Genomic DNA, 24,100 nt, shown 5'->3' on the forward strand with positions numbered 1-24,100 from the left:
TGGAAATTGTCATTATTTTGTCTAAATTATGATTACCAACTAAGGGTTACCGTTTCAGACGGAGCACCTTCTGTTTTCGTTAACGGATCATACGGAACAACATAGTACTCTTTTGCGTTTAGCAATGCATCTTCCACAGTAAATTCCGTTTTTCCTTCGACCTCGCCAATCCGTTTATCAATTCCTTCTTCTTCCCTGTAAATTCGATATATGACTCGCTCATCGTCTGACCCTTGCCATGTTATTTTCCCTCGAAATAATGCCAGACTTCCAAAAGCGTAGTTAGCTCGTACATGTTTAATCTCTGGAAGTACAATCGGTTTAGGTAAAGCAGCCACTTCCTCTGGTTTAACAAATGAATCCGCCAACGGCTCTTGTTGATCAAGTTTAGTTAAGATCGCCTTCGCCAGTTTCGTCGGGTACGCACTTCCACCTGATAAATAGTGTTTTTTATCTGTTTGGTCATAACCCATCCACAATGCCAAGGCATATTTTGGTGTATACCCTGCAAACCAAGCATCTTTCACTTTTCCTTTCACTTGCGGGTGCTGTGTCGAACCCGTTTTCCCAGCTAATGCTTTTTCAAAGCTCCCTGCAGTCGCTGTTCCTGACTTAACGGTCTGTTGTAGCATTTCTGTCATATTCCAAGCTACTTGAGGACTGAATACTTTTTCTGTTTCTAATTTTGCTTGAAACAATTTATGTCCTTGTTGGTCCATAATCTGGTGAATAGAATGAGCTTTTACCACATTCCCTTGCTGTGCAAAACTGGTATAGCCTTCCATTAATGCGGCTGGCGTTACCCCTGTAGATAAACCACCTAAAGCAATTGCTAATCCTTCATCTTTTATAGGGAGATGGAGTTTTTTTAAATATTTCTTGGAGTTTACAATCCCAATTTCGTTTAACAGCCATACAGCAGGCGCATTTTTGGAATAAATGACCGCATCATAAATCGAAACAACACCATCATATTGATCATCATAATTTTTAGCAGTATAACCATCGTAGGTTCGTTTTTGATCAGGTATTAATGTGTAAGGATGATATTTTTCTTTCATCATGAGCGCAGGTCCGTAAACAGCTAGTGGTTTGAAGGTTGAACCTGGTTGCCTGGAAATTGTCGCCCGATTCAATTCGCCAAACGTAAAATCTCGCGCGCCAATGACAGACACAATCTCTCCTGTTTTATGATCCATCATCGTGAAAGCACCTTGCACATCCTTTGTACTTCCAGGGAAATACGTATCATTTTGAAATTGCTCGTGAGCGATTTTTTGAGCGTCCGCATCCACATTAACAACCAGACGATAACCACCTTGTTGTAATTCCTCTAATGATAAATGGTGCTCTTGGGCTGCTTCCTTCATGACAAAATCAGTATAATCGGACCACCATGGCTCAGGATTCCATTTATTTACTTGTATATCCAGCTCCTGTTTTTCTGCTTTATTGCGCTGTTTTGAGCTTATAGCACCGACATCATTCATCGCATAGAGTACCGTGTTCCGACGGTTTATCGCTTTTTCGGGATGGTTTATCGGTGAATACCCATTCGGTGCCTTAACAAGACCTGCTAACAGCGCACCTTCCTCGATAGATAGCTCCGTCACATCTTTAGAAAAGTAATAATCAGCAGCTGTAGCAATACCATAAACACCATGACCAAAATAAATTTCATTTAAATACAGTTCTAAAATACGATCTTTAGACAGCGTCTGCTCTAGATAAACTGCTGCCATAACTTCTTTTGTTTTACGAAGCCATGTTTTCTCATGGTTCAAAAATAAATTTTTGACGAGCTGTTGCGTAATGGTGCTAGCGCCTTCCACCTTCTGCATTGCCAAAATATCTTTGTAGACGGCACGAAAAACAGAGCGAAAGTCGACTCCTTCATGATCATAAAATCGTCGGTCTTCAATGGCAATAAAAGCATCTTGCACATGTTCAGGAATTTCATCTAACGTAGTCAACGTCCGATTTTCATTATACAGTCTACCAATTACCTTACCATCCTTCGTTTCAATCGTTGTCGTTGCATCCAAAAAGAACTGCTCATCATCAACAATCAGTCGACCACCAAATATAATCGCAGCATAACCGACGAATCCTAATACTATCAATAATAAACTACTATATAAAATAATTTTCCATTTTTTCAATAAGCGTGAGCGCTTCTTCTTCCTTCTCTCTATTCTGCTCATTGGTTCACCTCTACACTATCACTCCTACATTATACGACACAATGCTACAATCTTAAAGTATTTATATTTCATATTAAATAATAATTGTTTCAATTTTTTCTTGTTATATAATATGTGTTGGGACAAGCAAATAACTGAAAACTTTAAGGAAAATACACGAGTCAATTTGATGGGAACAGCTCAAAATCAGAAGTAACCTTCATCACATTAGTTAATGGAAAATGTACATATCTTTATAAAATAAAGAAGCTATCATTTGACTTGGAACCCATTCACTAAGTTAGTATAGTAGTAGCACCCTTGCTTCCTCTGTAAAGCAACACGAGAAATCTTAGCACTAAAGTCGTTTTCACACTTAAAAAGCAGAAACCGCATCCAGAATTAAAACACACTAAATTGTTCAGACATTCCTACAGTCTATGTAACCGCATACGCAATTTTTGGGCTTATCGTCCCGCCAAACTATTTAAATAGAAAAGGAGGCAATCCAATGCTTGCTCACATGACAAATGGTACCGCAGATTTTTTGCAAAAATTAATTGATAAACATTCAGGTAAAAGGATTTGGCTGATGCATGCTGAATCTAGTTCACTCGCTTATTATGAAGATCAAGCGAAAAGCATTTTTGTATCTGGAAGAGACTATGATATTTTAATCAAGAATGGAGAAATACAAGCGGAAGGTTATGTCGTTATGAATAACATACCTGTAACAGAGGAAGGTCAACCGGTTTTTGAACATCAGTTTCAAAACCGAAGGCACGATATGGAAAAGATGCCAGGATTTCAAGCATTTCGTCTGTTAAAACCGAAAAAAGGAAATACCTACGTTGTGTTTACACAATGGCGCTCTGTACAGGATTTCGAAAACTGGAAAACGTCGGATCATTTTAAACAAGCACATAAAAATACGTCTGTTAAGCCACCTGATTACTATGCGGACCGCCCATTTTTAACCGCTTATCATATGACTGTTGAAGATGACAACTGATTCTCCGCGGGGCGCCCGTTTAGCAACGTAGCGAATGGAACGAATCAACGAAAGATAAAGTGAACCTTCCATCAGCGGGGTTTTCTTCATCCCCGCTGATTGTTAGTACCACCAGGGTATGACCTAAAGGCCCTTGAACGAATCGGGGATTTAGGTGCTGTTACCTCCCGCTTCGACTTGTTTAGCTCTACATCTTCCATTCTTGAAGTGGGAGTCTACAACGCCTTTTTACGGGATAAAGGAATCATGCCACTAAAAACAGGGGTATGCCGACGCCTGAGCGGCAAGCCCGTTTTTAGTCGGCCTTCCCCTTAGCGACGAACCGATGATGCCTTATCGTAGGGCGCATTTCTAAAGTCGCCTCGTTGCTGGGCTCATGCGCCGGACGTGACGATTCGGTTATTTCTTTATCCACAAGCACCTCATTTTATCGTTTCTTATCTTACTAGAAAACCAGCTAAATAAAGCTGGTTTTCTAGTAAGCTCTTCACTATTTTACTTGGTTACATATTGATCGAAAAAGGTCTGAAAATTTTCCTCTCCCTGATCACCGACAATGCGAGATACCTCTTTGCCATCTTCAAAGTGGACTAAAGTCGGTGTAGAATCAATTGCATAGACATCCCATTGGTCTTTAAATTCTCGTAAATTCATTTTTTTCATATCAATCTCATTATCTTCTGCTAACGGAACGAGATATGGAGTGGTTGCTTGACAATGCGAACATAATGGATCGTAAAAATAAACTGTTACCGGATCGCCACTGTCTACTTTTTCTTTTAGCTCATCTGGCATAATTTGATTTTGATAGTTTGGATCATCTAATTGGTCAATCGTACCTTGGTGCAACTCTTTATCTCCATATGGATTGTTATTATCTTCAACTGCTTGCTTATTTTTATAATCGATAACAAAATATAAGCCTGCAAATAAAATAACAATGACACCTATAAAAATAGTTATTTTTTTGCCCATGATTTCAGCTCCTTTTGAGAAGAGGTTCTACGACATTATATATTACTCATTTTCTCTAGTAAATCATTCTGCCAATTTTATTTAGTTTTCACTCTAAAATAGAAAAATTTAACTTAATTCCTTGTTTTGTATGTACGAATTAAGCTGACATGCAACACAAAGATAATGATAAATGCTGTTCCCGCTAAAAAGGGAATCGTGATAAAGTCTAACAGATTAATATAGACGACATTGCACGGTACGACACCGCACGCCCGGCCCGCCTCCTTTAACGCTGGAAGCTTTTGCACAAGATAATGATAAGTCGACACAAACATTCCTATTCCACTCAGAATTAAACCTGGAAGTGCCATAGATACATCTCTTTTAAACACTGCTACTCCATAAATGATGACAAGTGGATACATCAATATTCGTTGTATCCAGCATAACTCACAGGGCGGATACCCCATTATTTCAGAAAAAAATAAACTTCCAAGTAAAGCAACAAAAGCTTGTGCCCAAATAAGCAGCAGTAGATTTTCTTCCTTTTTCGATAGTTTCACCATGGATATATCCTTTCTCCAAGAATGATCGTTCTGTGCGACAATAAAGTGAATCTTCCACCAGTAGGGGGGTTCTTCATTACCTACTAGTGTTGTTAGGCACCACAAGGAAATAGCGCTGTTATCTCCCAATTAGGCTTGTATAGTATGGATTTTCCTAATTCTTGAAGCAGCAGTCTTTCAGCACCTTATAGTGGGATTCCCATATTTTGTTTCAATAGTATTATACAAATAGAGACGAAGAATAGCAAAGAAGGAATGTTAAGAAATTTTCTCACATTCCATTTTATGTCCTTTACTTACTATATAATTACATTCAACAGAAAATAAATCGATACAAAAAATAATGATTTATACTTATTTAAGATGAAACAACCGATTGCGATGTACATAAACAGCTGCTTGTGTGCGATCACTTACTTCAAGCTTTGACAATATATTACTCACATGAGTTTTTACTGTTTTAATTCCAATATATAATCGTTCACTTATTTCCTGATTCGTTAATCCATTTCCAATACATAATAAAACTTCAAATTCTCGGTCAGTTAAATATTCATGTGGCTTTTTCTCGCCTGTGCGAAAATTGCTCATCCATTTCCCAGCTACTTTTGGTTCAATCACTGCTTCTCCCTGATAAGCTTTTTTAATTGCTTCGGTAATTTCGGTAGCTGAGGATGTTTTTAATAAATAACTAAATGCTCCGGCCTCTAGTGCAGGGAATATTTGCTCGTCATCATAAAAGCTCGTTAAAATAATAACTCTACACTCTGGATACTGCTGCATAATTTGAGCTGTTGCCTCTATTCCGTTTCCCTCTTCCATAATTAAATCCATTAAAACAACATCTGGACGATGTTGTAAACTGATCCTAGCTCCTTCCTTCCCATTTGCCGCTTGTCCGATTACCTCAATTTCTTTATCTGTGTGCAAATAAGCGACGATTCCTTTTCTTACAATCTCATGATCATCAACGACGATTACCCGAATCATACTTTTCCTCTCCTCTAACAAGGTATACGAATATCGACATATGTCCCCTCTCGTTCACTGGAACGAATTCGAAATGTCCCTCCTAATTCCTCACTGCGTTCCTTCATTGTTTTTAATCCATAAGATGCTTTTCTTTCTTCGTCCACATTAAAACCATTTCCATTATCGCTAATATGAAGCAATAGCTCATCCGAACGATTAGAAATCTGGATGACTACTTTAGACGCATTAGAATGACGCAAAATATTTGCCAGTGCCTCCTGCACAATACGAAATACATGTTCTTCAATTGTCTCCGTAATATTCAGGTTATCAGGTAGTGATAATTGAAAATCGATGTGGCTTTTTTGTTGTAACTCATTTACTAGTTTAATAATTCCCTTATCTAATGGCTCACCTGATAAATAGACGGGGCGTAAATGCAATAATAACGCACGCATTTCTGTTTGCGATTGTAATGCCGCTTTTGCTACCTCCATCATTTGTTTCTTTGCTAATTCGGGAGCTTCATCCAATTGTTTGATTGCCGCTTCGGAAAACATAGCAAGTGCAAATAATTGTTGACTGACAGCATCATGTAAATCCCTTGCAATTCGCTGTCTTTCTTCCATTACGGCAGTCTTATAAGAGTTTTTGGCCATATCAGCTCTTTCATCAGCCATTCGCTGCAAGGACTTTACTTGATCTTGCAGCGCCTCTCCTAATGCATTCATCTCATTGGCTACTCTCGTAATCTCATCGCCTTCTTGAAAATGCAACCGTGATTGATAGTTTCCATTTGCAAATTGAGTAATCTGTGTAGATAAATAATCGAACCGGTATTTCAAATCACCGCCAGATTTAAAACCCGCATAAATAGAAACGATAAGTGCAACTAAGAAATAAAGAAACATAAATAAGAAAATTCCCTTAATGGTTAACCAGGTCGGTTCCAATAAAACATATATTGTTAACAACGTTGCAAGTAACACGATAAATGATAGAAACAGCCCATATAATTGGGAGCGAATATAGCTATAGCGAATACTAGCAAAACGGTGATTCATCCATGCTCCCTCCTCTACACTTGATCGATGCGAATCGATCCAGCTTCAAGTTTAACGGTAAAATCAATTTTGCGCACAGCAAATTCATAGTCCTCACTTTGATACGAAAGCACCCGATGGATCCCCTCTGCGCGTTGTCCTACTACCTCAATTTCTCCTGCTCGTACCATTGCTTGGATTCGAAAAGGGATATGCTCAGGTATTAAGATGGTCACATCTCCTGCTAATGAGCGGATACTAAATGGGATTTCCTGTTCAGGAATAAAAGCTTTGGAGAGATCTAAATAGAAATCTCCAAACAGCGAACTTAGCTTCGTCGGCTCCACTCTCCAATTAGGTCTCGTATATTCATAAGTCCCGATGGAAAACTTAGAAAAAATAGGATCCGTATCTTTTTGATCTTCTTTCTGCCAATTTACATATGAAAAACGATTATCTCGTTTTAAAAATTGAACGCCAATGTAGATAATCAGTAGCGGCCATAGCTTCCATACGTCAAAAAAGCCAAATGACAATACTTCAAATCTATCAAGCAACAGCAGCAAGCCAAACAAAAGGAGAAACGAGCCTGCTACCCAGCTTCCACCCTTTTTACGCATATATTGGATAAGCCACTTCCCGCCAACAAGCACAAAGAAAACAGGATATAGGTAGACCCATATCTCGTATGCATCAAAAGCAATCACTCCTAGATTAAATAGGACAAGTATAACTCCAATTCCTATGATAGAAACTGCGATAAACAATCGAATTAAATCTTTCATATATATCACCTCTACATTCCAAGGGTACGAAGACGTTTAAATTTAAAACTTATAATAGCTATAATAACGATAAAAATTCCACCTCCGATCATAATATACCGTATATCTACACCTAACGCGATTAACGTAGAAGTTACAACATAAGAAACTGGAATTAAACCTGTAGATACCGTCACTAAGAGCCCCATTATTCTCCCTAGCATGCTTTTATCGACTGTTTTTTGCAAAATAGTAAAAATCGGAATGTTAACGAATTGCAATAAAGCAGCCATGATTAATACTAAAATAGCACTGATATACAGATGCGATGATATTCCAGTAAACGTGTAGAGGCAGCCAACCACCAATAAACTGAATAATATAACCTTTTTGTAGTTCGTTATTTTTTTCACTGCTAAAAGAATGGCTCCAACCATTGCACCGACCCCCATTGCTGTTTGGATCGTTGCCAAGTTAATAGCACTTCCCTCAAAAACATCCTTTACAATAATCGGCATCCCTATGGAAAAAGGACCCGAGAAGAAAAAATTAATAAAAAAAGCAATAAACATAATTGCCATGATAAATTCACTTTGACGTACATACGCTAAGCCTTCCTTTAACTCAGTCCACGGGGAATGATCTCTTTTTCCTTCGTTCCCCTGCTTTAGTTGAATAAAAAGCACCGTCAAAGAACCTATCAATAGCATAACACAAGCTACAGAAAAAACGCCTTGAAAACCTAATACGGCTATTAATGTTCCGCCTAAAGCAGGGCCTAAGATAGGGCTTATTTGCATTGTCATTTGAATTAATGAATTTCCTCGTTGTAGCTGATCTTCTTTCAATAATAACGGTGTCATCGAATTCGTAACCGGATAACTAAATGCGTCGGCAATTCCAAACAACGTTGCCAATATTATTAAATGCCATGCAGTTACAACATCTAAATAAAGAAATAATAAGAGCGTAGCAATTAATAAAGCTCGCAACAAATCGGATAGAAATAAAATGGTCCGTTTATTAAATCGGTCAGCAACAACTCCACCAACCGCCAATAATAGTAATCTTGGAACAGAAGCTGCGAAAAACAGCATTCCAAAATAAACTCGATTTTCACTTAATGTTAACATTAACCACTCCGCAGCGATTAAATAGATATAATACCCTGGCGCAGAAAAAACAGAACCGATGAATAATAACAAAAAGTTCCTGTTTTTCAAAATAGAGTTCCCCTGCCTTGTTTTTGACATTGCTTCCATTTACTATGTCTCCTCTCCAAAATATATACTCATGTTTAAACAGTTTAATTTGATTTTTCAGCATATACTACAAACCACATGCTAAATATCAAATTATCAACATCGTCTATATATAAATCTTATCCGTATTGGAAAAAGAGAAGAACCACCTAGGGACTGCTTTTTTCTCAGCCCCTAGACGGAGAAGCCTGCTTGTCTGCTAACCACTGATAAAGTCGTATGAAGCCGAACAAGCATAAGAACCCAATAAAAAACCCTGCCAGCACGTCAGTTAAATAGTGAACATTGATGATGTAACGGCTCATGCCAATCAATACAATCAAGCCCGCAAAAAAGACTTGGACAAGCTGTTTCTTCTTCGCCCCTTTTAGTCGCTTGGAAAGGAAAAATGCTACTAAACCGTAACAAACCATTGAAATCATGGCATGACCCGAAGGAAAGCTATGCCCTTCCGCGTTTGCTGCAATTAAAATACTAGGTCTTTCCCTTTCTACAAGCTGTTTAATTGCCACATTAAAATAGTGCGTAAAAAGTGTCCCTAGGCTAAAAATAAGTGCAGGTAACATATTGCGGTACAACCACCAAAAAACGATCGCCATCACAATGACAAACGGGATCGTAAATGTGGATGATCCTAGTTCTGTTATCCAGCGAAACATAGTGTAAACTTCCGTATTATCTAATCTGCTAACTAAGTCTCGTGTCCATTGATCGACATAGGGAACCGTTTGATTCATTAATTTATACATCCAAAGTAAGGTTAAAACTATCCCCACCATAAAGATGAGTCCATACAAATAACTTGTCCTAATTTTCATGGCGTAAGCCCCTCCGATCAGTTTAACTTTTTTCTTTCATCTTACCCGAATTTAGGTTTTAAAAAAACATAGCAGGGAATTAAATAAATGGAGTCAAAAAGAGTTTACGAAAGGATGGATAACAAATGGACAAAGAACTTCAAGCATTAATTGACGGATTAAATGAAGACTTAGCACATGAATATGGCGCAGCTATTCAATATACGTACAGTGCCTCAGTAGTAAGTGGATTATACCGTTCTGCACTAAAGCCTTTTTTTGAAGCAGAAATAAATGATGAGTTAGGACATGCTTTATATTTATCGGAAAAAATCAGCTCATTAGGCGGTACACCTACAACCAAAGCAGCTGAAGTACCGCAACCTACTGATGTCAAGGATCTGTTACAAGCTACCTTACAAGCTGAAACAGATACAATCAAACGCTATGAGGAAAGGAAAAAACAGGCAGAAAACTTAGGCTATACCGAGCTTGTAGTGAAACTGGAGGACCTCATAGCTGATGAAACCCATCATAAAGAAGAAATTGAACGACTTCTAGCTGACCCCCGATTAGCTTAAAGTGAAATAATTACTCATTATTAACTAACTGAGACGATTAGCTTGTAGAGACCATTTTTCTCTACAAGCTTTTTTTCATGCCATCACCTAAAGATTATCTTCATCGCGAACACTTTTCATGCATTTTTTTGTCTTATATTTCAAAATATATATTCTTTTCATGACCTGCTAATGTTATAATAACAACTAAAACATCAGGAGGTTCTTGCTGTGCTAGAGCAAATTCATCAATCCATCGATGAGCTTTATGAAGAAATGGTACAGATTCGCAGACATCTTCATCAATACCCTGAACTCTCGTTTCAGGAAACAAAAACGGCTGCTTATATTGCCAATTATTATGAAGAACTAGGATTACCGTATGAAACTAATGTTGGAGGAAATGGCGTCATTGCAACATTAAAAGGCACAAAACCAGGAAAAACGATTGCTTTGCGGGCTGATTTTGATGCTCTGCCAATACAAGATGAAAAAGACGTCCCCTACCGTTCAAAGGTAGACGGTGTGATGCATGCATGCGGGCACGACGGACACACAGCTACCCTGCTAGTTTTAGCGAAAGCTTTAAAAGCGTACGAGCAAGATTTTCCTGGAACGGTTGTTTTTTTACATCAACACGCAGAAGAATATGCACCAGGTGGAGCGAAACCTATCGTTGATTCAGGTGCTATCGACCATGTCGACGCCGTCTTTGGCACACATTTATGGGCGACAACACCACTTGGAGTATTACAAACTTCCAAAGGTGCTTTTATGGCGGGCGCTGATCGTTTCGAAATAGAAATTCAAGGAAAAGGCGGTCACGGTGCGTATCCGCATGAAACAAAGGATGCAATCGTGATCGGCTCGCAACTTATTTCACAGTTGCAGCAAATCGTCAGCCGAAGAATCGACCCATTAGATACAGCTGTTGTAACAATAGGTGTTTTTGAAGCAGGGGAAGCATTTAATGTGATTGCAGATAAAGCAAGACTCGTTGGAACGGTTCGCTACGTCAATCCTTTATTGCAGGATAAAATCATAGCTGAAATGGAAGCAGTGATTAAAGGGGTATGCATAAGTAACGAGGCCACCTATTCGTTTGATTATATCAAAGGGTATCCGCCTTTAATTAATCATGCTGAGGAAACGGAATTATTATTACAAATTGCCGAAGATATGAAAGAAATTACGAGGACAGAAGAGGTAAATCCTTCCATGGCTGGAGAAGATTTTGCATACTATTTGTTGAAAAAACCGGGAGCATTCTTCTTTACAGGCGCTCAAAAGGATGCACAACCATATCCACACCACCATCCGAAATTTGATTTTCATGAACAAGCCATGCCAATCGCTGCAAAAACATTAATAACGACTTATTTTGCTTATCAAGCTAAGTAATAATGTTTTTACTTTTCCTTAGTCTTACATGTAAAAGCACATAAGGATGCATCTCCTCATGTGCTTTTACGCAAGCTTCCGTTTCACATATCCATGGACAAACAACACAGCAAATCCAATACCACCTAAAAACGTAATTATCGCTCCTAAATAAATACCCATTACTACAAACAGAGCTGTAAATAAAATTACTTGCAATACACTTAGCTGCAATACTATTTTTGACAGCGATTGCTGTCGAACCTGAAGCGCTACTGGGTACAGATCTAGCCACAAAATAGTACGGTGATGCTGATACAAAGCCATCATTTGAAAACTGCTTAAATATAGGAACAGTAACGCAAAGATAATCTTCAGCCATAGGGGGGGAATGACATAAATAATGAGTCCACCAATAATGACTAATCTTACATACATGCCAAGATAGTCACCGCTGCGAATAAATGTAATCCGGTTTAAATAATCGTACGTATTTGCTTTTGAAAACGGGACTCGGCTAAAGATACGTACTAACCAATGACGTTTCTTGACTTTACTTTTTAAATGCGGAACATCTGCAAACATATTTGCTAATCGATAAAATGCCTGCATACGACTTAGGTCTTTTTCTACCAACAAATCCCATAACAGCCCTGGACGTTTACTGGAGACTTGATAGTCATATAAAAATACAACCCCAAATAGCAAAGTTGCTATCCCAGCCATTAGCATGTTTCCAGAAATAAAAAAATAGAATACCGCGATATTTAATACCGTTCGTACTACTAAATCGATAAGCCTTAAATCACGTTCCCTCACTCGAAGCATCCACCAATTAGCAATAAGATTGGCAAATTTAAACACGAGTAATAAAGCGATGGTTAATAAATACACACTTCCAGCACGATTTGCAAAAATAGTTGTATATAGCGGACCAAATGCAGCAGCAGCTAGTAATACAAGATATAATTGAATCGTAAAGCTATATACAATCGCATTGCGAAAATAAGCTTTCATCTTATGCTCTGCCGGAATCAGAAAAACAAGATCAGGCTCTTTTAATAACGTTCGAACTGGGCTGTAGCTCGCTACGCCTCCAAAAACAATACCAATAATCCAAGCAGCAGGAAAATCACTTGGAATTTCCTGTAACCACTTTTGATAATAAAACGCCAAGGCAGAAATAAAAAACAACATCGCAATAGCTATATGTCCGTTAAAAATATAGCGTAAATAGCGACCCGTTTCTTTTAAATGCGCTGAAAAACGTTGCTTAAAAAAAACATGGGCATTAAACATGGTGGTTCTCTTCCTTTGTTAATTGTACATATAAATCATCTAATGTAGCGCCTGGCATTGCAAAGGTTTCCCGCAATTGATCTAAGCTACCATCTGCCCGTATCGTTCCATCATGTAAAATAACAAACCGATCACAATATCGCTCCGCTGTTGCTAAAATATGGGTGGACATCAACACTCCAGAGCCTTTTTGCTTCATCTGGTCCATCAGCTGCAAATATGATTGAATACCGAGGGGATCCAAACCGACAAAAGGCTCGTCCACAATATATAGCGGCGGTTCAATTAAGAACGCACACATAATCATTACTTTTTGGCGCATTCCTTTTGAAAAATGCACCGGAAACCAGTTTAACTTTTTTTCCATGCGAAACTCATTTAACAATGGCTCAAGTCTTTTATCAAAAATATTTTGCGGTATATCATAAGCCATAGCCGTTAAATGAAGATGTTCATAAAGCGTCAATTCATCATATAAAATTGGCATCTCTGGTATGTATGCCATTTGACTTCGGTACGTCTCTGAATTTTCCTGAAACGTTTTGCCATTAACAGTGATAGCCCCTCTTTTAGGTTGCATCAAACCAATCACATGCTTAATCGTCGTACTCTTACCAGCACCATTTAGACCGATTAAGCCGACGATTTCACCTGGATGAACCGTAAAAGATATTCCTTGTAACACATTTTTATGTGTATATCCACCATAAAGGTTCTCAATATGCAGTAATGGTTCCACAACGTGCTCCTCCTCTTCTATTGTCTTTATTTTAGCATTTATCCAATGTAAAAAACAAAGCAAACAGTACGCTTTTTTTCGACAATGGAGCTATAATGCATTAGTTACCTTGCACCTGCTATATTATAAGGATTCTTTTTTTAGTCCCATGTTTAACCTTAACAACCAACGGATACAGAACTGCTGTCTTTTCATCGTAAATTAAACAGCGAATGGATATTTTTTATCTCCGTGTATAATTCTATCCAAGCTGGTAACAATAACTCTTGAAGGAGATAGCAGTTCTTTATTCGTCCAAGTAAACAAAATTACAATCAGTTAGGTACTATTCCTGACAACTTTTGTTTGGAAACTGTCCCTTATTTGTAATAAAATTGTTCTCTGGATGTGTGTCATCCAATCTAAATCGCATCTTCCCAAATGGAAATAGCGAACGATTGGGGTAAACAGCTTCATAAAGCAATCCCGCTGTATGAGGCATACTGTTTACGCTGCTGATATGAACTCTCTCTCCTTTAACAGAGCTGGTCCTTAGGGGCCAGCTTCTTCTTTGGAACAAAGGAGCAAGCGCCCGTTTAGCAATGTAGTGAATAGAACGAATCAACTAAAGATTTAGGAATCATGCCACTAAAAACAGGGGTATGCCGACGTCTGGGCGGCAAGCCCGTTTTTAGTCGGCCTTCCTCTTAGTGACGAACCGATGATGCCTTATCGTAGGCGCTTTTCTAAAGTCGCATCGTTGCTGGGTTCATGGACCGGACGTGACTATTCGGTTATTTCGTTATCTCCAAACACCTCATTTTATACTTTTGTATAAAAAAACAAACTTATCTAACTCATTTATTTTAGACAGTATTTTAAGAATCTAAACATTATAAAGCAAAAATTTTTTCATGATAGATGGTGGCTCGCGCTCTAGGCGAGCCATGGTGGTTTCTTATCTTAAAAAAAAATCAATAAATATTGGAATTAAGTATTGACGTTAATTATGTATGCGTTGTATATTTAAGTTGATAAAACGTTTTATCAACCTTTTTATAATTTTTCAGGAGGTAATGTGTTGAAGAGAATAATTACATTCGGCAGTATGAATATGGACCTTTCCATCCAAACAGATCGTATACCGAATAATGGTGAAACTATACAAGGAAGCAACTTTTTTCTATCCCCTGGTGGGAAAGGAGCAAACCAGACTGTAGCGGCATCTAAAAGTGGTGCAAATACTTGGATGGTTGGAGGGGTAGGTGACGATTTATATGGAACAAAGCTATTAAAAACGCTTAAAGAGTACGGCGTAAATTGCGAATATGTAAAAAAAATCCCTCATATAACCACCGGCGTTGCTATGATCATCAGAAATAATGGCGATAATCGAATTATTTTCGACGGAGGCGCCAATGAATTAATTAAACCAGATGATATAGACGAGGTATTTCATCAGCTTGCACATGCTGGGGATATTTTTTTAACACAATTTGAGACCGATTATCAAACTGTATTATATTCAGTAAGAGCTGCGAAAAACAATGGCCTCTTTACAATAATTAATCCAGCTCCAGCTAAGCACATTCCTGATTCGGACTACCAAAACATTGATTTACTCATTATTAATCAGTGGGAATGTAAATTCTTATCCGGCATTTATCCGTCTCAAGAAAGCGAATACAAGAAAGCGATTGAATATTTTCAGCAAAAAGGCGCCCATACAGTGCTGATAACTTTAGGAGCAAAAGGGAGTGTGGTTGGCGAAGGCTCCACCATCCATTTCACACCTGGGCTATCTATTAAAACTGTTGATACAACGGCTGCTGGAGATACGTATATTGGTGCACTCGCTTGCTCACTATCTCACGGTAAGTCAATGAAAGAAAGTATGGATTACGCAACAAAAGCCGCAGCTTTAACCGTATCAAAAAGAGGGGCACAGGAGTCTATACCTACAAAACAACAAATATTAAAATTAACCTTTACTAAGGAGGAAAAAAACGATGAATAATAACAAACGACCTATTATTATTGATACAGATCCAGGTATTGATGATGCAGTGGCTCTAGCAGCAGCCTTATATAGTGAGGAGTTGGATATCAAATTAATAACCACTGTAGCAGGTAATGTAAGCCTTGACAAAGTAACATATAATACGCTACGGCTATTACAATTTTTCAAGAAAGAAGTACCTGTTGCAGCCGGTGCAGATCGACCATTAATGAAAGAACCCATTGATGCAAGTAATGTACATGGAGAAACAGGCATGGATGGGTACGCGTTTCCGGAACCAAACGAAAATCTTTTACTAGAAGAGCATGCAGTTAATGCAATGTATAAAACTATCATTCAAAGTAATGAGCCTATTACTTTGGTTCCAATCGGACCATTAACCAATATCGCTCTACTTATAAGATTGTATCCTGAAGTAAAAGTAAATATTAAAGAAATCGTACTAATGGGAGGATCTACAACAAGAGGAAATTCTGGAGTGATGGCTGAATTCAACATCCATGCTGATCCTGAAGCTGCAAAAATTGTATTTCATAGCGGCATACCTATCGTCATGGTTGGATTAGATGTTGGATGGAAAGCGCTAGTTTATCCAGAAGACAGTGAAAAATTAAAAACGATGAATAAAACCGGTCATATGATTTACCACCTATTCCAAAAATATCGTGGTGGTAGCATGAAAAAAGGCTTAAAAATGTATGACAGTTGCGCCATTGCCTATTTGCTAAATCCTAAAATGTTTACGGTAGAGGAAACTTATGTAGATATTGAACTGACTGGTTCTTTAACTGCAGGTTGTACGGTTACCGATCTGAAAGGATATTTAAATAAACCGAATAATGTTACCGTATGTCTGGACATTGACGAAAAATTATTCAAACATTGGTTTTTAGAAAGTTTACAAAAATGCAACTAGACTTATAGACAGGAGAAATTACGATGACACACGATATAATCATGTATAGTTCGGCAATTGCGGCAGTTATCATTGTGGTATATATGTTAGTAAAAAAAATGGATATTAAAGTTGCGTTATTTTCGATCGGTATCCTTTTAATATTCATAAGTGCTGGCTTGGGTAATGAGGTGGCTTTCACTGACTTTGAGCCAACAGGTTCTATACTGCTTGACCCGCTACAAGTTATTGTTCAACAGTTCAAAGCGACATTTACTCAAGCAGGACTCATTATCCTGATGCTTGGCGGATACACGGCATATATGTCTTCCATCGGCGCCAACGATGTTACTGTACAAGTCTTGACAAAACCGATTGGAAAAATTAAATCTGTCTATTTTCTAGTGCCGACTGTATTTTTATTAGGAAATCTGCTTTCACTTGTTATTCCAAGCGCTTCTACATTAGCCATTTTGTTATTAGCTACTTTATATCCAGTTTTAAAAAGAGCTGGAATGTCACCATTAAGTATTGCTGCAGTAATTGCTACATCAGCTACAATTATCCCAACCCCATTAGGTAGTGATAACGTAGCGGTGTCTGAAGAATTTGCAAAATATGCTGCTTTTACCGATTTATCTGTGACAGATTACGTCTTTCAATATCACGCCATTGTTTCTATTCCAACGTTAATATTTATTGCAATGGTCCATTATTTTTGGCAGAGACGCATGGATAAAAAATCTTTAACTGCTAGAAATCAGGAGTCGATTGAAATAGAAAACGTAGAAGAAATAACAGGAGGAAAACTGTTCAAAACAGTATACGCTATGTTACCTATTTTCCCAATTGTCCTCCTACTTATTTCATTTGTTTTAGATATGACAACGGATATAACCGTTTCTATTAGTGTGGAAATTGCCGTTCTATTTTCATTAATTCTTGCAGTTATTTGTGAATTGATTCGTCAAAAAGATAATAAAGCTGTGTTAAAAAATACGGAGAAGTTTTTTGATGGCATGGGAAAGGCAATTCCGATTGTAGCACTAATAGTTGCTGCTTCTGTATTTGTTACCGGCTTAAAATCCATCGGGTTAATAGATGCATTACAGTCAGCCATGCAAAACTTCCATGGACAAGGTTTTAATTTTGTTTTACCACTAATTTTAGTTGCTTTTACTGCACTAATTGTCTTACTAAGTGGAAGCGGTATCGCATTATTCTTTGCCATGATACCTTTAATGGTTCCATTAGCTGAAGCAGCTGGCATTAGTCCAGTAGCTATTTCCATCCCAATGGGACTTGCAGGTAATTTATTCCGAGCAGTATCTCCTGTAGCAGCTGTTGTACTAATAATTGCGGGAACGTTAAAAGTAGATCCATTAGATATTATAAAACGCACTTCTGTACCAATGATTTCTGGTGTCATTTTCATGTTCGTTCTTTCAATGATCCTCTTTTTATAAAAATGGGTTAATAAATACAATAAAAAGAATATTGTCTCTAAACACAAGCAAGTGGCACATCTGGATTCACTTCTATAATAAGACATTCCCAACTTTATTTAGTAAAATGAAATATAAATGATTAATTTATAGGGGATGTAAATAGTGAAAGTAACCATTAAAGATATTGCCAAGAAAGCAGGTGTCTCTCCAAGCACAGTGTCATTAGTATTAAACAATAGACCATGCCGTGTTTCGCAACAGAAAAGAGATGAAATTAAGCAAATTGCCAAGGACCTTAACTACACTGCAAACCAAATAGCGAGAAGTCTTGTTACAAAGCAAACGAAAACATTCGGTTTAATCATACCTGACATTGAAAATATCTTTTTCTCTTCATTGGCAAAACATATTGAATTGCAATGCCGCTCACATGGTTATACATTAATCATTGTTAATTCAAATGATCAATTTGAAAATGATATTGCATTACTGGATTTATTGCTATCGCGTTCTGTAGAAGGTATCTTTCTTATTCCTGGGAGTGAATCATGGCAAAATAAGACGGAGCTAATTAAAAAATTGCAGCTGCTCCCCGTTCCATATATTTTGCTCGACCGTGTGTTTTCTGAACTCTCTTGTGACAAAGTTTGGTTTGATAATGAATACGGTGCCTATATCGCTGTAAAACATTTATTGGAAAATGGACATCGAAAAATTGGCTGTATTGCTAGTTCAAGTTTCGTTAATGGTCAATTCCGTTTGAACGGATATTTACGTGCATTAAAAGAATTTAACATTCCAATCAATCAAAATAATATTGTAACAGGCGACTATAAAAAGGAAAGTGGCTATGTTGCTGGAAAAGAATTATTAAAAAAAGATATTACAGCTGTATTTATTACAAATGATATGATGGCACTTGGTTTCATCCATAGTATTTATGAACAAAACAAAACAATACCAAACGATTACTCGGTAATCAGTTATGATAATACGATTTACCCTTACCTATTTGGAGTTGAGTTATCGTCTATTAAACAAGATGTGAAAAAATTAAGTGAAGCTGCCTTCAAACAGCTCTATGAGAAAACACAAAAAAAAGTTAACGTGCAAAAAGATATTTGCTTACAACCAGAGCTTATCATTAGAAAAAGTGTAAGAAACATGCATGCTTGAAGATCAAAAATGTAAACCAAACACTAAAATAAATAGTTGGTAAGTGAATAAATATGGTAATGATGCTAACTAGCGAAAGAAAAACACGGCGATTCGAAAAAGAACAACACACATTTTCTTCGTAGGATATGTTGTGACGCGCTCTCCCCTATCCTGTTGTAAAGAAGTGTAGTGGGGTCACGCCTCGTAGGAAAAAAGCAAACTGCTTCCGTGGTGGCTGAGCTCGGGGTCAACGGAAAGCATAGGTTATTCTGTAGCGGTCTCTACAAATCATCGTTACATCTAGTTGCTAACCATAGATATGAAGAGCTCCCAAAATAAATGTTTCTCGTGAATAATTTTCTGTTGACTGTACAGAATAATGGATGAAGGCGAAAGGATAGTAAAAAAGTTATCAAGCAAACAAATTTTTTTCGTGTTTCAAACTTGAAATGAGCTAAGTTTCGAACAAAAAACCTTCATACAAATGAGGTGTTGGCGATCGATATTTAACTGTGTTTCAAAAAGAACACAAAAATGAGGTGTTTGCAAACGGCAATTAAAGCTGCCACAACTAACTAATTAGGCTTGCTTCTTCTAGAAGCAGTTACTAAAACGGAAATTGTAAACAAACATCAATCAGGCAGAATTGCTGACATTGATTCTCTTTACAATATCCTTTAGCAAAGCCTGTTTCCTTTTACGTCTTCACACGAGCCAGTCCCTCAGCGGGGCTGGCTTTTTCAGATGCTATTAGTTACAACCAATGTAAGGACAGCATTACCTATTAAAATGCTCATTTACTGTGTTCATGAGAAATAAAAAATTACTTAGAAGGTTTGCTTTACAACCTCATCGCTTCCTATATACAATAGATATAATATGGAAAAGAAAGGTGAGATAAAATGAGTCATGAAGATTGTATTTTTTGTAAAATTGTAAATCAGGAAATTCCTTCAGCCAAAGTGTATGAAGATGAGCATGTATACGCCTTTTTAGATATTAGTCAAGTTACCAAAGGCCATACGTTAATCATCCCTAAAGTACATGTAAAAAACATTTATGAAACCCCATCCGACATCGCTGCTGCACTTTTTGCCAGAGTACCGAAAATTGCCAACGCAATTAAAGCAGCTTATCAGCCAATTGGAATGAACTTACTCAATAACAATGAAAAGCCTGCGGACCAATCCGTTTTTCACTTACATATCCATCTTCTTCCACGATACGGAAAAAACGACGGCTTCTCCTCCAATTGGGAAGTTCATGCAGATGATTATACAACTGATGATTTACAAAAAATCGCTGGGACAATAACAAAACATATAGACTAAAACAAATAAATAGTGATTGATTTTTTACCAGTGGAGTTACTACCCACTGGTTTTTAACGAATCCATATTTTTACACATACCACATTTTTCTGAATATAAGTGGTGCTGTAAGACCTCCGCTGATTACTGCAGTTTCACTTATCGCCAAACTTAAAGGCAAAGAATTTTAATTAAACTACCCACAACTTATTCCCCTCACCTTTGGGCTACGCTCTTTACACGTGAAGAGGGAGACTTCTTTCAGTGGACCGTTAAAATTCGAGTGTAAAGTGCTACCCATAGCTTTTTATTTTATTAAATATTTGTTATAATGAACATAAGTTCCTGCAACTGACAAATTAGCGTACAGCTGAGGAATGAATAGTCTGAGAAAAGTTGAGTAGAGGAGAGTTTACAAATGAATATTCGCGTATTGGTGACCTTATCGTTACTAGTAGGGATTGGCGCTGTATTGCACGCTGTTGTTCCACCAGTTATTTTTGGAGTTAAGCCTGACATGTTGCTTTCTATGATGTTTTTAGGAATTCTACTATTTCCTAGACTGAAATATGTCATGATTCTTTCGATTGCTACCGGAGCTATATCTGCTTTAACAACCACAGCACCAGGCGGGCAAATAGCCAATTTGATTGATAAACCAATTACTGCAATTATATTTCTAAGCTTATTTTTGGTTATTTCTAAAGCGGTAAGCCCTCTGACCCAAGCAGTTATATTAACTGCAGTCGGAACTATGATTTCAGGTGCTATATTTTTGAGCGTTGCACTCTTTTTAATCGGAATAATGGACGGCTCATTTATAGCGATGTTTAGCATAGCCGTATTGCCAGCAGCGTTATTAAATTCAATTATAATAGCTGTTGTTTATCCAGTTGTACAAAGGATTTTAAAAAGAACACCGCAATTAATGAATACCTAAATTAAAATCCTCTGGCATACAAAATAGTCCAGAGGGTTTTTCAAACCGAAATATGTTTACTTACAGCTACTAATGAGGAATATTTAATTAGACAGTGGCTATTTTTTTACAAGAGGGCTTTAAGAACGATGCTTCTTGGCAACACTATAAGCTTAAGATGAACTATAAAATTACCTGTAAATACCATCTCAGTAAAAAGGAAAGGAGCGATAAATAGATGACGAATACAAAATCATTATGGTTAGGAATTGCAATTGGAGGTACCGTAAGTGCAGTCATCACTTTACTAAGCACACCATCTTCTGGAAGAAACCTCCGCGAACAGATGAAGGATAGAGGTCTAGAATGGAAGGATATGCTGTTACATTTAAAGCAGGATGGTTTACGTTTAAAAAATCAAATTAAAGAGACGTCCCAAGAAGGCGCAGCACTAATGAAAGAACTGACGCAGGATATGAAGAAATCCGTAACCGAATGGAAGGCAACTGTGGAGCCACATCAAGAAAATATTCATCAATATTTAGAGCAAATTGAATCCAGTCTCAAAGACCTTGAAGATAAAGTAAAAAAACATTAATTAAACTGTGCATTGCTGGGAAGCTTTCTCAACAGGGAAAGCTTTTTATATGCTTTTTTTGTATCATTTTCTTCTTTGATTGGATATAGAAATTACTCTATTACATATAAACGTACTATAATGGTATGAAAAATTCTTATGGAAATTATGGTGTTACCGTTCGATAGCTACAGCGAGTACACTGGAAAAAAGCTTGCAGAAAAAACCTAGAAAGTTTCTCTACAAGCTTCAACGCATACATATTAAGGTTTTTATTTTGCTGGTAAGTCTTCAATGGAATCAATATCCATATAATCTGGTACGACTAAACCAATCTTCGCGCCTTCTAAATTCGCTCCCAGATCGACAAAGTCATCCTTAAATTTTTCGTAAAAGTCTTTGTGGGTCGCCGGCAACCAGGCAGCTAATGTAGCATCACCATCTCCATTGGCTACTGCTTCAAACATGACCGCAACATCTACTGGGGTAATAGTCACATGAAAGCCTTTTTGACGTAGTACTTCTGCGACAACATTGGCAGAAGCTCGTTCTGAATCCCAAGGGGTTGACACAAGTTCAATTTCTACACCATCTACATCCTCTACGCCTTCCGTCCATGGTTTGGTTTTATCTGGATTATCTTCCACCCACTGTTTCGCTACATCGGCAACTTCTTTCCCACTTTCAGAAGCTTCATACATGATTCCTTCCATATCTTCCACTGACCATTCAAATTGATCAATGAGCTTGTAAGCATTCGGTTTATCTTCTTTCAGTCCTTTTCTTGCCAATGACTTAATAATTTCTACATCTCCATAAATGCCTTTTGGATCTTCCAAATATTTCAGGTTAGCAAATTTCGCGAACATCCAATGCGGGTTCCAACCAGTTACTACAATCGGACTTTCACTTGAAATAGCTTCTTCTAATTCCGTTACCATCGCAGCAGTGGAAGACTGTTCCAGCTCCCAGCCTGAAAGGTTATCATACTCTTCAATTGCTTTTTCTGTCGTTACTGTAATTCCTGCACCAGGTTCAATCCCCGTAATGGTATAATCTACTGCTTCCCCATAATTCGTCTCATCTGATTTTCCTTCCGTATTACTTTCCTCTTTTGCTTCATTCGTTCCACAAGCTGCAAGTAGCATGATGGCGATAATGAAACTTAATAGCAACAATCTGCTCCACCAGTTTGTTTTATGCACTAAAACATCTCCCTATATTTTTTCTTGATTATATATAAAGCTGATACAAAGGAGTATCAGCTTTATAAACACATAAATTTTACGCTACGACAAAAACTAGCTATGGAAAAGTTTTACTCTACGCCTTTCGTCCATTCTTCAACTTTATCCTGATTTTCTTTTACCCAATTTGCAGCAGCCTCTGTAGGCTCAGCTCCATCTGAAATTTCTAACATAACAGCTTCCATATCTTCTGTTGTCCAATTGAACTGGTCTAAAATCTTATATGCATTTGGCATATCTTCTTCTAATCCTTCACGTACCATTGTTTCAATGGTTTCAGCCTCTCCATATGAGCCTTTTGGATCTTCTAAATACTTCAAATCATATTTCGCAAATTTCCAATGTGGAGTCCATCCTGTTACTACGATTTCCTCTTCATTTTCGATCGCAGAGCCTAACTCAGTTGCCATTGCACCACTTGAAGAGGTCTGTACAGTCCAATCACTCAAGTTTTCATAGTCCTCAACCGCTTTTTCTGAGGCAGCTACGACACCTGCACCTGGCTCAATACCAGTAATATTCTGACCTGCTTGCTTATCTAGATCCTCAATACTATCGACGTCCATATATTCTGGCACAACTAAGCCAATTTTTGCGCCTTCCAGATTTACGCCTAATTCAACTACTTTATCTCCGTATTGTTCATACTGGCTTTTGTGTGTTCCTGGAAGCCATGCTGCTACCATGCCATCCGCTTCTCCATTAGCTACTGCTTCCCACATAACTGCATTATCCAAAGGTGTTAACGTAACATCAAAGCCTTGGTCTTCCAATACCTTTCCAATTACATGTGTAGAAGCTATTTCAGAATCCCACTCTACATAGACTAGTTCTATTTCTTTGCTTTCTCCTTCATCAGAAGAGCCTTCACCAGAATCAGATGCTTTATCATCTGATCCACACCCCGCTGCAAATAAGGCTAATGAAAGTCCAGCTACTAAGCCAAGACGTTTCCAATTACGCTTTAACATAATAAAAAACTCCCCTTTTACTCATTATTATATGGAAACTTT

22 protein-coding genes are annotated in these 24,100 nt (G+C 37.6%); 10 read left to right on the forward strand and 12 right to left on the reverse strand.

Features of this window, described 5'->3' with window-relative positions:
- Positions 1 to 32: 32 nt before the first annotated feature.
- Positions 33 to 2,204, reverse strand: coding sequence for a transglycosylase domain-containing protein (locus BKP57_RS03880; protein ID WP_072741009.1), 2,172 nt, complete (start codon positions 2,202 to 2,204; stop codon positions 33 to 35).
- Between the two features lie 490 nt (positions 2,205 to 2,694).
- On the opposite strand from BKP57_RS03880, the gene BKP57_RS03885 reads away from it, so the two are divergent.
- A complete protein-coding gene (locus BKP57_RS03885; RefSeq protein WP_050350265.1) occupies positions 2,695 to 3,195 on the forward strand; it encodes an antibiotic biosynthesis monooxygenase family protein in 501 nt (166 codons plus the stop codon).
- Positions 3,196 to 3,690: 495 nt separating this feature from the next.
- Here the strand turns inward: BKP57_RS03885 and BKP57_RS03890 are convergent, their stop codons facing one another.
- The 7 genes from BKP57_RS03890 to BKP57_RS03920 form a co-directional block, all read right to left on the reverse strand.
- Entirely contained in the window at positions 3,691 to 4,170 is a 480-nt protein-coding gene (locus tag BKP57_RS03890; protein WP_050350264.1) for a thioredoxin family protein, read from the reverse strand.
- A 113-nt stretch (positions 4,171 to 4,283) separates the two neighbouring features.
- Complete coding sequence (locus tag BKP57_RS03895; RefSeq protein WP_050350263.1) at positions 4,284 to 4,718, reverse strand: disulfide oxidoreductase; 435 nt, start codon at positions 4,716 to 4,718, stop codon at positions 4,284 to 4,286.
- A 354-nt stretch (positions 4,719 to 5,072) separates the two neighbouring features.
- On the reverse strand, positions 5,073 to 5,708 hold the full coding sequence (locus tag BKP57_RS03900) for a response regulator transcription factor (protein WP_050350262.1): 636 nt from the start codon (positions 5,706 to 5,708) through the stop codon (positions 5,073 to 5,075).
- Positions 5,709 to 5,722: 14 nt separating this feature from the next.
- Complete coding sequence (locus BKP57_RS03905; protein ID WP_050350261.1) at positions 5,723 to 6,754, reverse strand: sensor histidine kinase; 1,032 nt, start codon at positions 6,752 to 6,754, stop codon at positions 5,723 to 5,725.
- Between the two features lie 14 nt (positions 6,755 to 6,768).
- Positions 6,769 to 7,518 (reverse strand): cell wall-active antibiotics response protein LiaF, encoded by a 750-nt coding sequence (liaF, locus tag BKP57_RS03910; RefSeq protein ID WP_050350260.1) that lies wholly within the window; start codon positions 7,516 to 7,518, stop codon positions 6,769 to 6,771.
- A gap of 11 nt (positions 7,519 to 7,529) precedes the next feature.
- Positions 7,530 to 8,759, reverse strand: coding sequence for an MFS transporter (locus BKP57_RS03915; protein ID WP_050350259.1), 1,230 nt, complete (start codon positions 8,757 to 8,759; stop codon positions 7,530 to 7,532).
- A gap of 167 nt (positions 8,760 to 8,926) precedes the next feature.
- Entirely contained in the window at positions 8,927 to 9,577 is a 651-nt protein-coding gene (locus BKP57_RS03920) for a phosphatase PAP2 family protein (protein ID WP_050350258.1), read from the reverse strand.
- A gap of 125 nt (positions 9,578 to 9,702) precedes the next feature.
- Between BKP57_RS03920 and BKP57_RS03925 the strand changes: the two genes are divergently transcribed.
- Positions 9,703 to 10,137 (forward strand): ferritin-like domain-containing protein, encoded by a 435-nt coding sequence (locus BKP57_RS03925; RefSeq protein ID WP_050350257.1) that lies wholly within the window; start codon positions 9,703 to 9,705, stop codon positions 10,135 to 10,137.
- Positions 10,138 to 10,347: 210 nt separating this feature from the next.
- On the forward strand, positions 10,348 to 11,517 hold the full coding sequence (locus tag BKP57_RS03930; protein WP_050350256.1) for a M20 metallopeptidase family protein: 1,170 nt from the start codon (positions 10,348 to 10,350) through the stop codon (positions 11,515 to 11,517).
- A gap of 66 nt (positions 11,518 to 11,583) precedes the next feature.
- On the opposite strand, the gene BKP57_RS03935 is transcribed toward BKP57_RS03930, so the two are convergent.
- Positions 11,584 to 12,795 (reverse strand): ABC transporter permease, encoded by a 1,212-nt coding sequence (locus tag BKP57_RS03935; RefSeq protein ID WP_050350255.1) that lies wholly within the window; start codon positions 12,793 to 12,795, stop codon positions 11,584 to 11,586.
- The gene (locus BKP57_RS03940; protein ID WP_072741010.1) at positions 12,788 to 13,534 is read right to left on the reverse strand and encodes an ABC transporter ATP-binding protein; all 747 of its coding nucleotides are present in this window, start codon (positions 13,532 to 13,534) and stop codon (positions 12,788 to 12,790) included. Before BKP57_RS03940 ends, BKP57_RS03935 begins: the two co-directional genes overlap by 8 nt.
- Before the next feature lie 1,060 nt (positions 13,535 to 14,594).
- Here BKP57_RS03940 and rbsK point away from each other — a divergent pair.
- The 7 genes from rbsK (at position 14,595) to BKP57_RS03975 (ending at position 21,861) form a co-directional block, all read left to right on the forward strand.
- A complete protein-coding gene (gene rbsK, locus BKP57_RS03945; protein WP_050350253.1) occupies positions 14,595 to 15,530 on the forward strand; it encodes a ribokinase in 936 nt (311 codons plus the stop codon).
- Entirely contained in the window at positions 15,523 to 16,449 is a 927-nt protein-coding gene (rihC, locus tag BKP57_RS03950) for a ribonucleoside hydrolase RihC (protein ID WP_072741011.1), read from the forward strand. Before rbsK ends, rihC begins: the two co-directional genes overlap by 8 nt.
- 23 nt (positions 16,450 to 16,472) lie before the next feature.
- Positions 16,473 to 17,894 carry a C4-dicarboxylate transporter DcuC gene (gene dcuC, locus BKP57_RS03955; RefSeq protein ID WP_050350251.1) on the forward strand — a complete coding sequence of 474 codons (1,422 nt, stop codon included), beginning with the start codon at positions 16,473 to 16,475 and terminating at the stop codon, positions 17,892 to 17,894.
- 144 nt (positions 17,895 to 18,038) lie between these two features.
- Entirely contained in the window at positions 18,039 to 19,052 is a 1,014-nt protein-coding gene (locus tag BKP57_RS03960) for a LacI family DNA-binding transcriptional regulator (RefSeq protein WP_050350250.1), read from the forward strand.
- A gap of 884 nt (positions 19,053 to 19,936) precedes the next feature.
- Complete coding sequence (locus BKP57_RS03965; RefSeq protein WP_050350249.1) at positions 19,937 to 20,365, forward strand: HIT family protein; 429 nt, start codon at positions 19,937 to 19,939, stop codon at positions 20,363 to 20,365.
- A 397-nt stretch (positions 20,366 to 20,762) separates the two neighbouring features.
- Entirely contained in the window at positions 20,763 to 21,284 is a 522-nt protein-coding gene (locus tag BKP57_RS03970; protein ID WP_050350248.1) for a tryptophan transporter, read from the forward strand.
- Between the two features lie 217 nt (positions 21,285 to 21,501).
- The gene (locus tag BKP57_RS03975) at positions 21,502 to 21,861 is read left to right on the forward strand and encodes a YtxH domain-containing protein (RefSeq protein WP_050350247.1); all 360 of its coding nucleotides are present in this window, start codon (positions 21,502 to 21,504) and stop codon (positions 21,859 to 21,861) included.
- Positions 21,862 to 22,112: 251 nt separating this feature from the next.
- On the opposite strand, the gene BKP57_RS03980 is transcribed toward BKP57_RS03975, so the two are convergent.
- Positions 22,113 to 22,988 (reverse strand): glycine betaine ABC transporter substrate-binding protein, encoded by an 876-nt coding sequence (locus tag BKP57_RS03980; protein ID WP_050350446.1) that lies wholly within the window; start codon positions 22,986 to 22,988, stop codon positions 22,113 to 22,115.
- A gap of 170 nt (positions 22,989 to 23,158) precedes the next feature.
- A complete protein-coding gene (locus tag BKP57_RS03985; RefSeq protein ID WP_072741012.1) occupies positions 23,159 to 24,058 on the reverse strand; it encodes a glycine betaine ABC transporter substrate-binding protein in 900 nt (299 codons plus the stop codon).
- Positions 24,059 to 24,100: the final 42 nt, after the last annotated feature.

It is taken from the genome of Virgibacillus sp. 6R (genome assembly GCF_001895305.1).
In the GTDB taxonomy this organism is placed as follows: Bacteria; Bacillota; Bacilli; order Bacillales; family Amphibacillaceae; genus Virgibacillus; species Virgibacillus pantothenticus.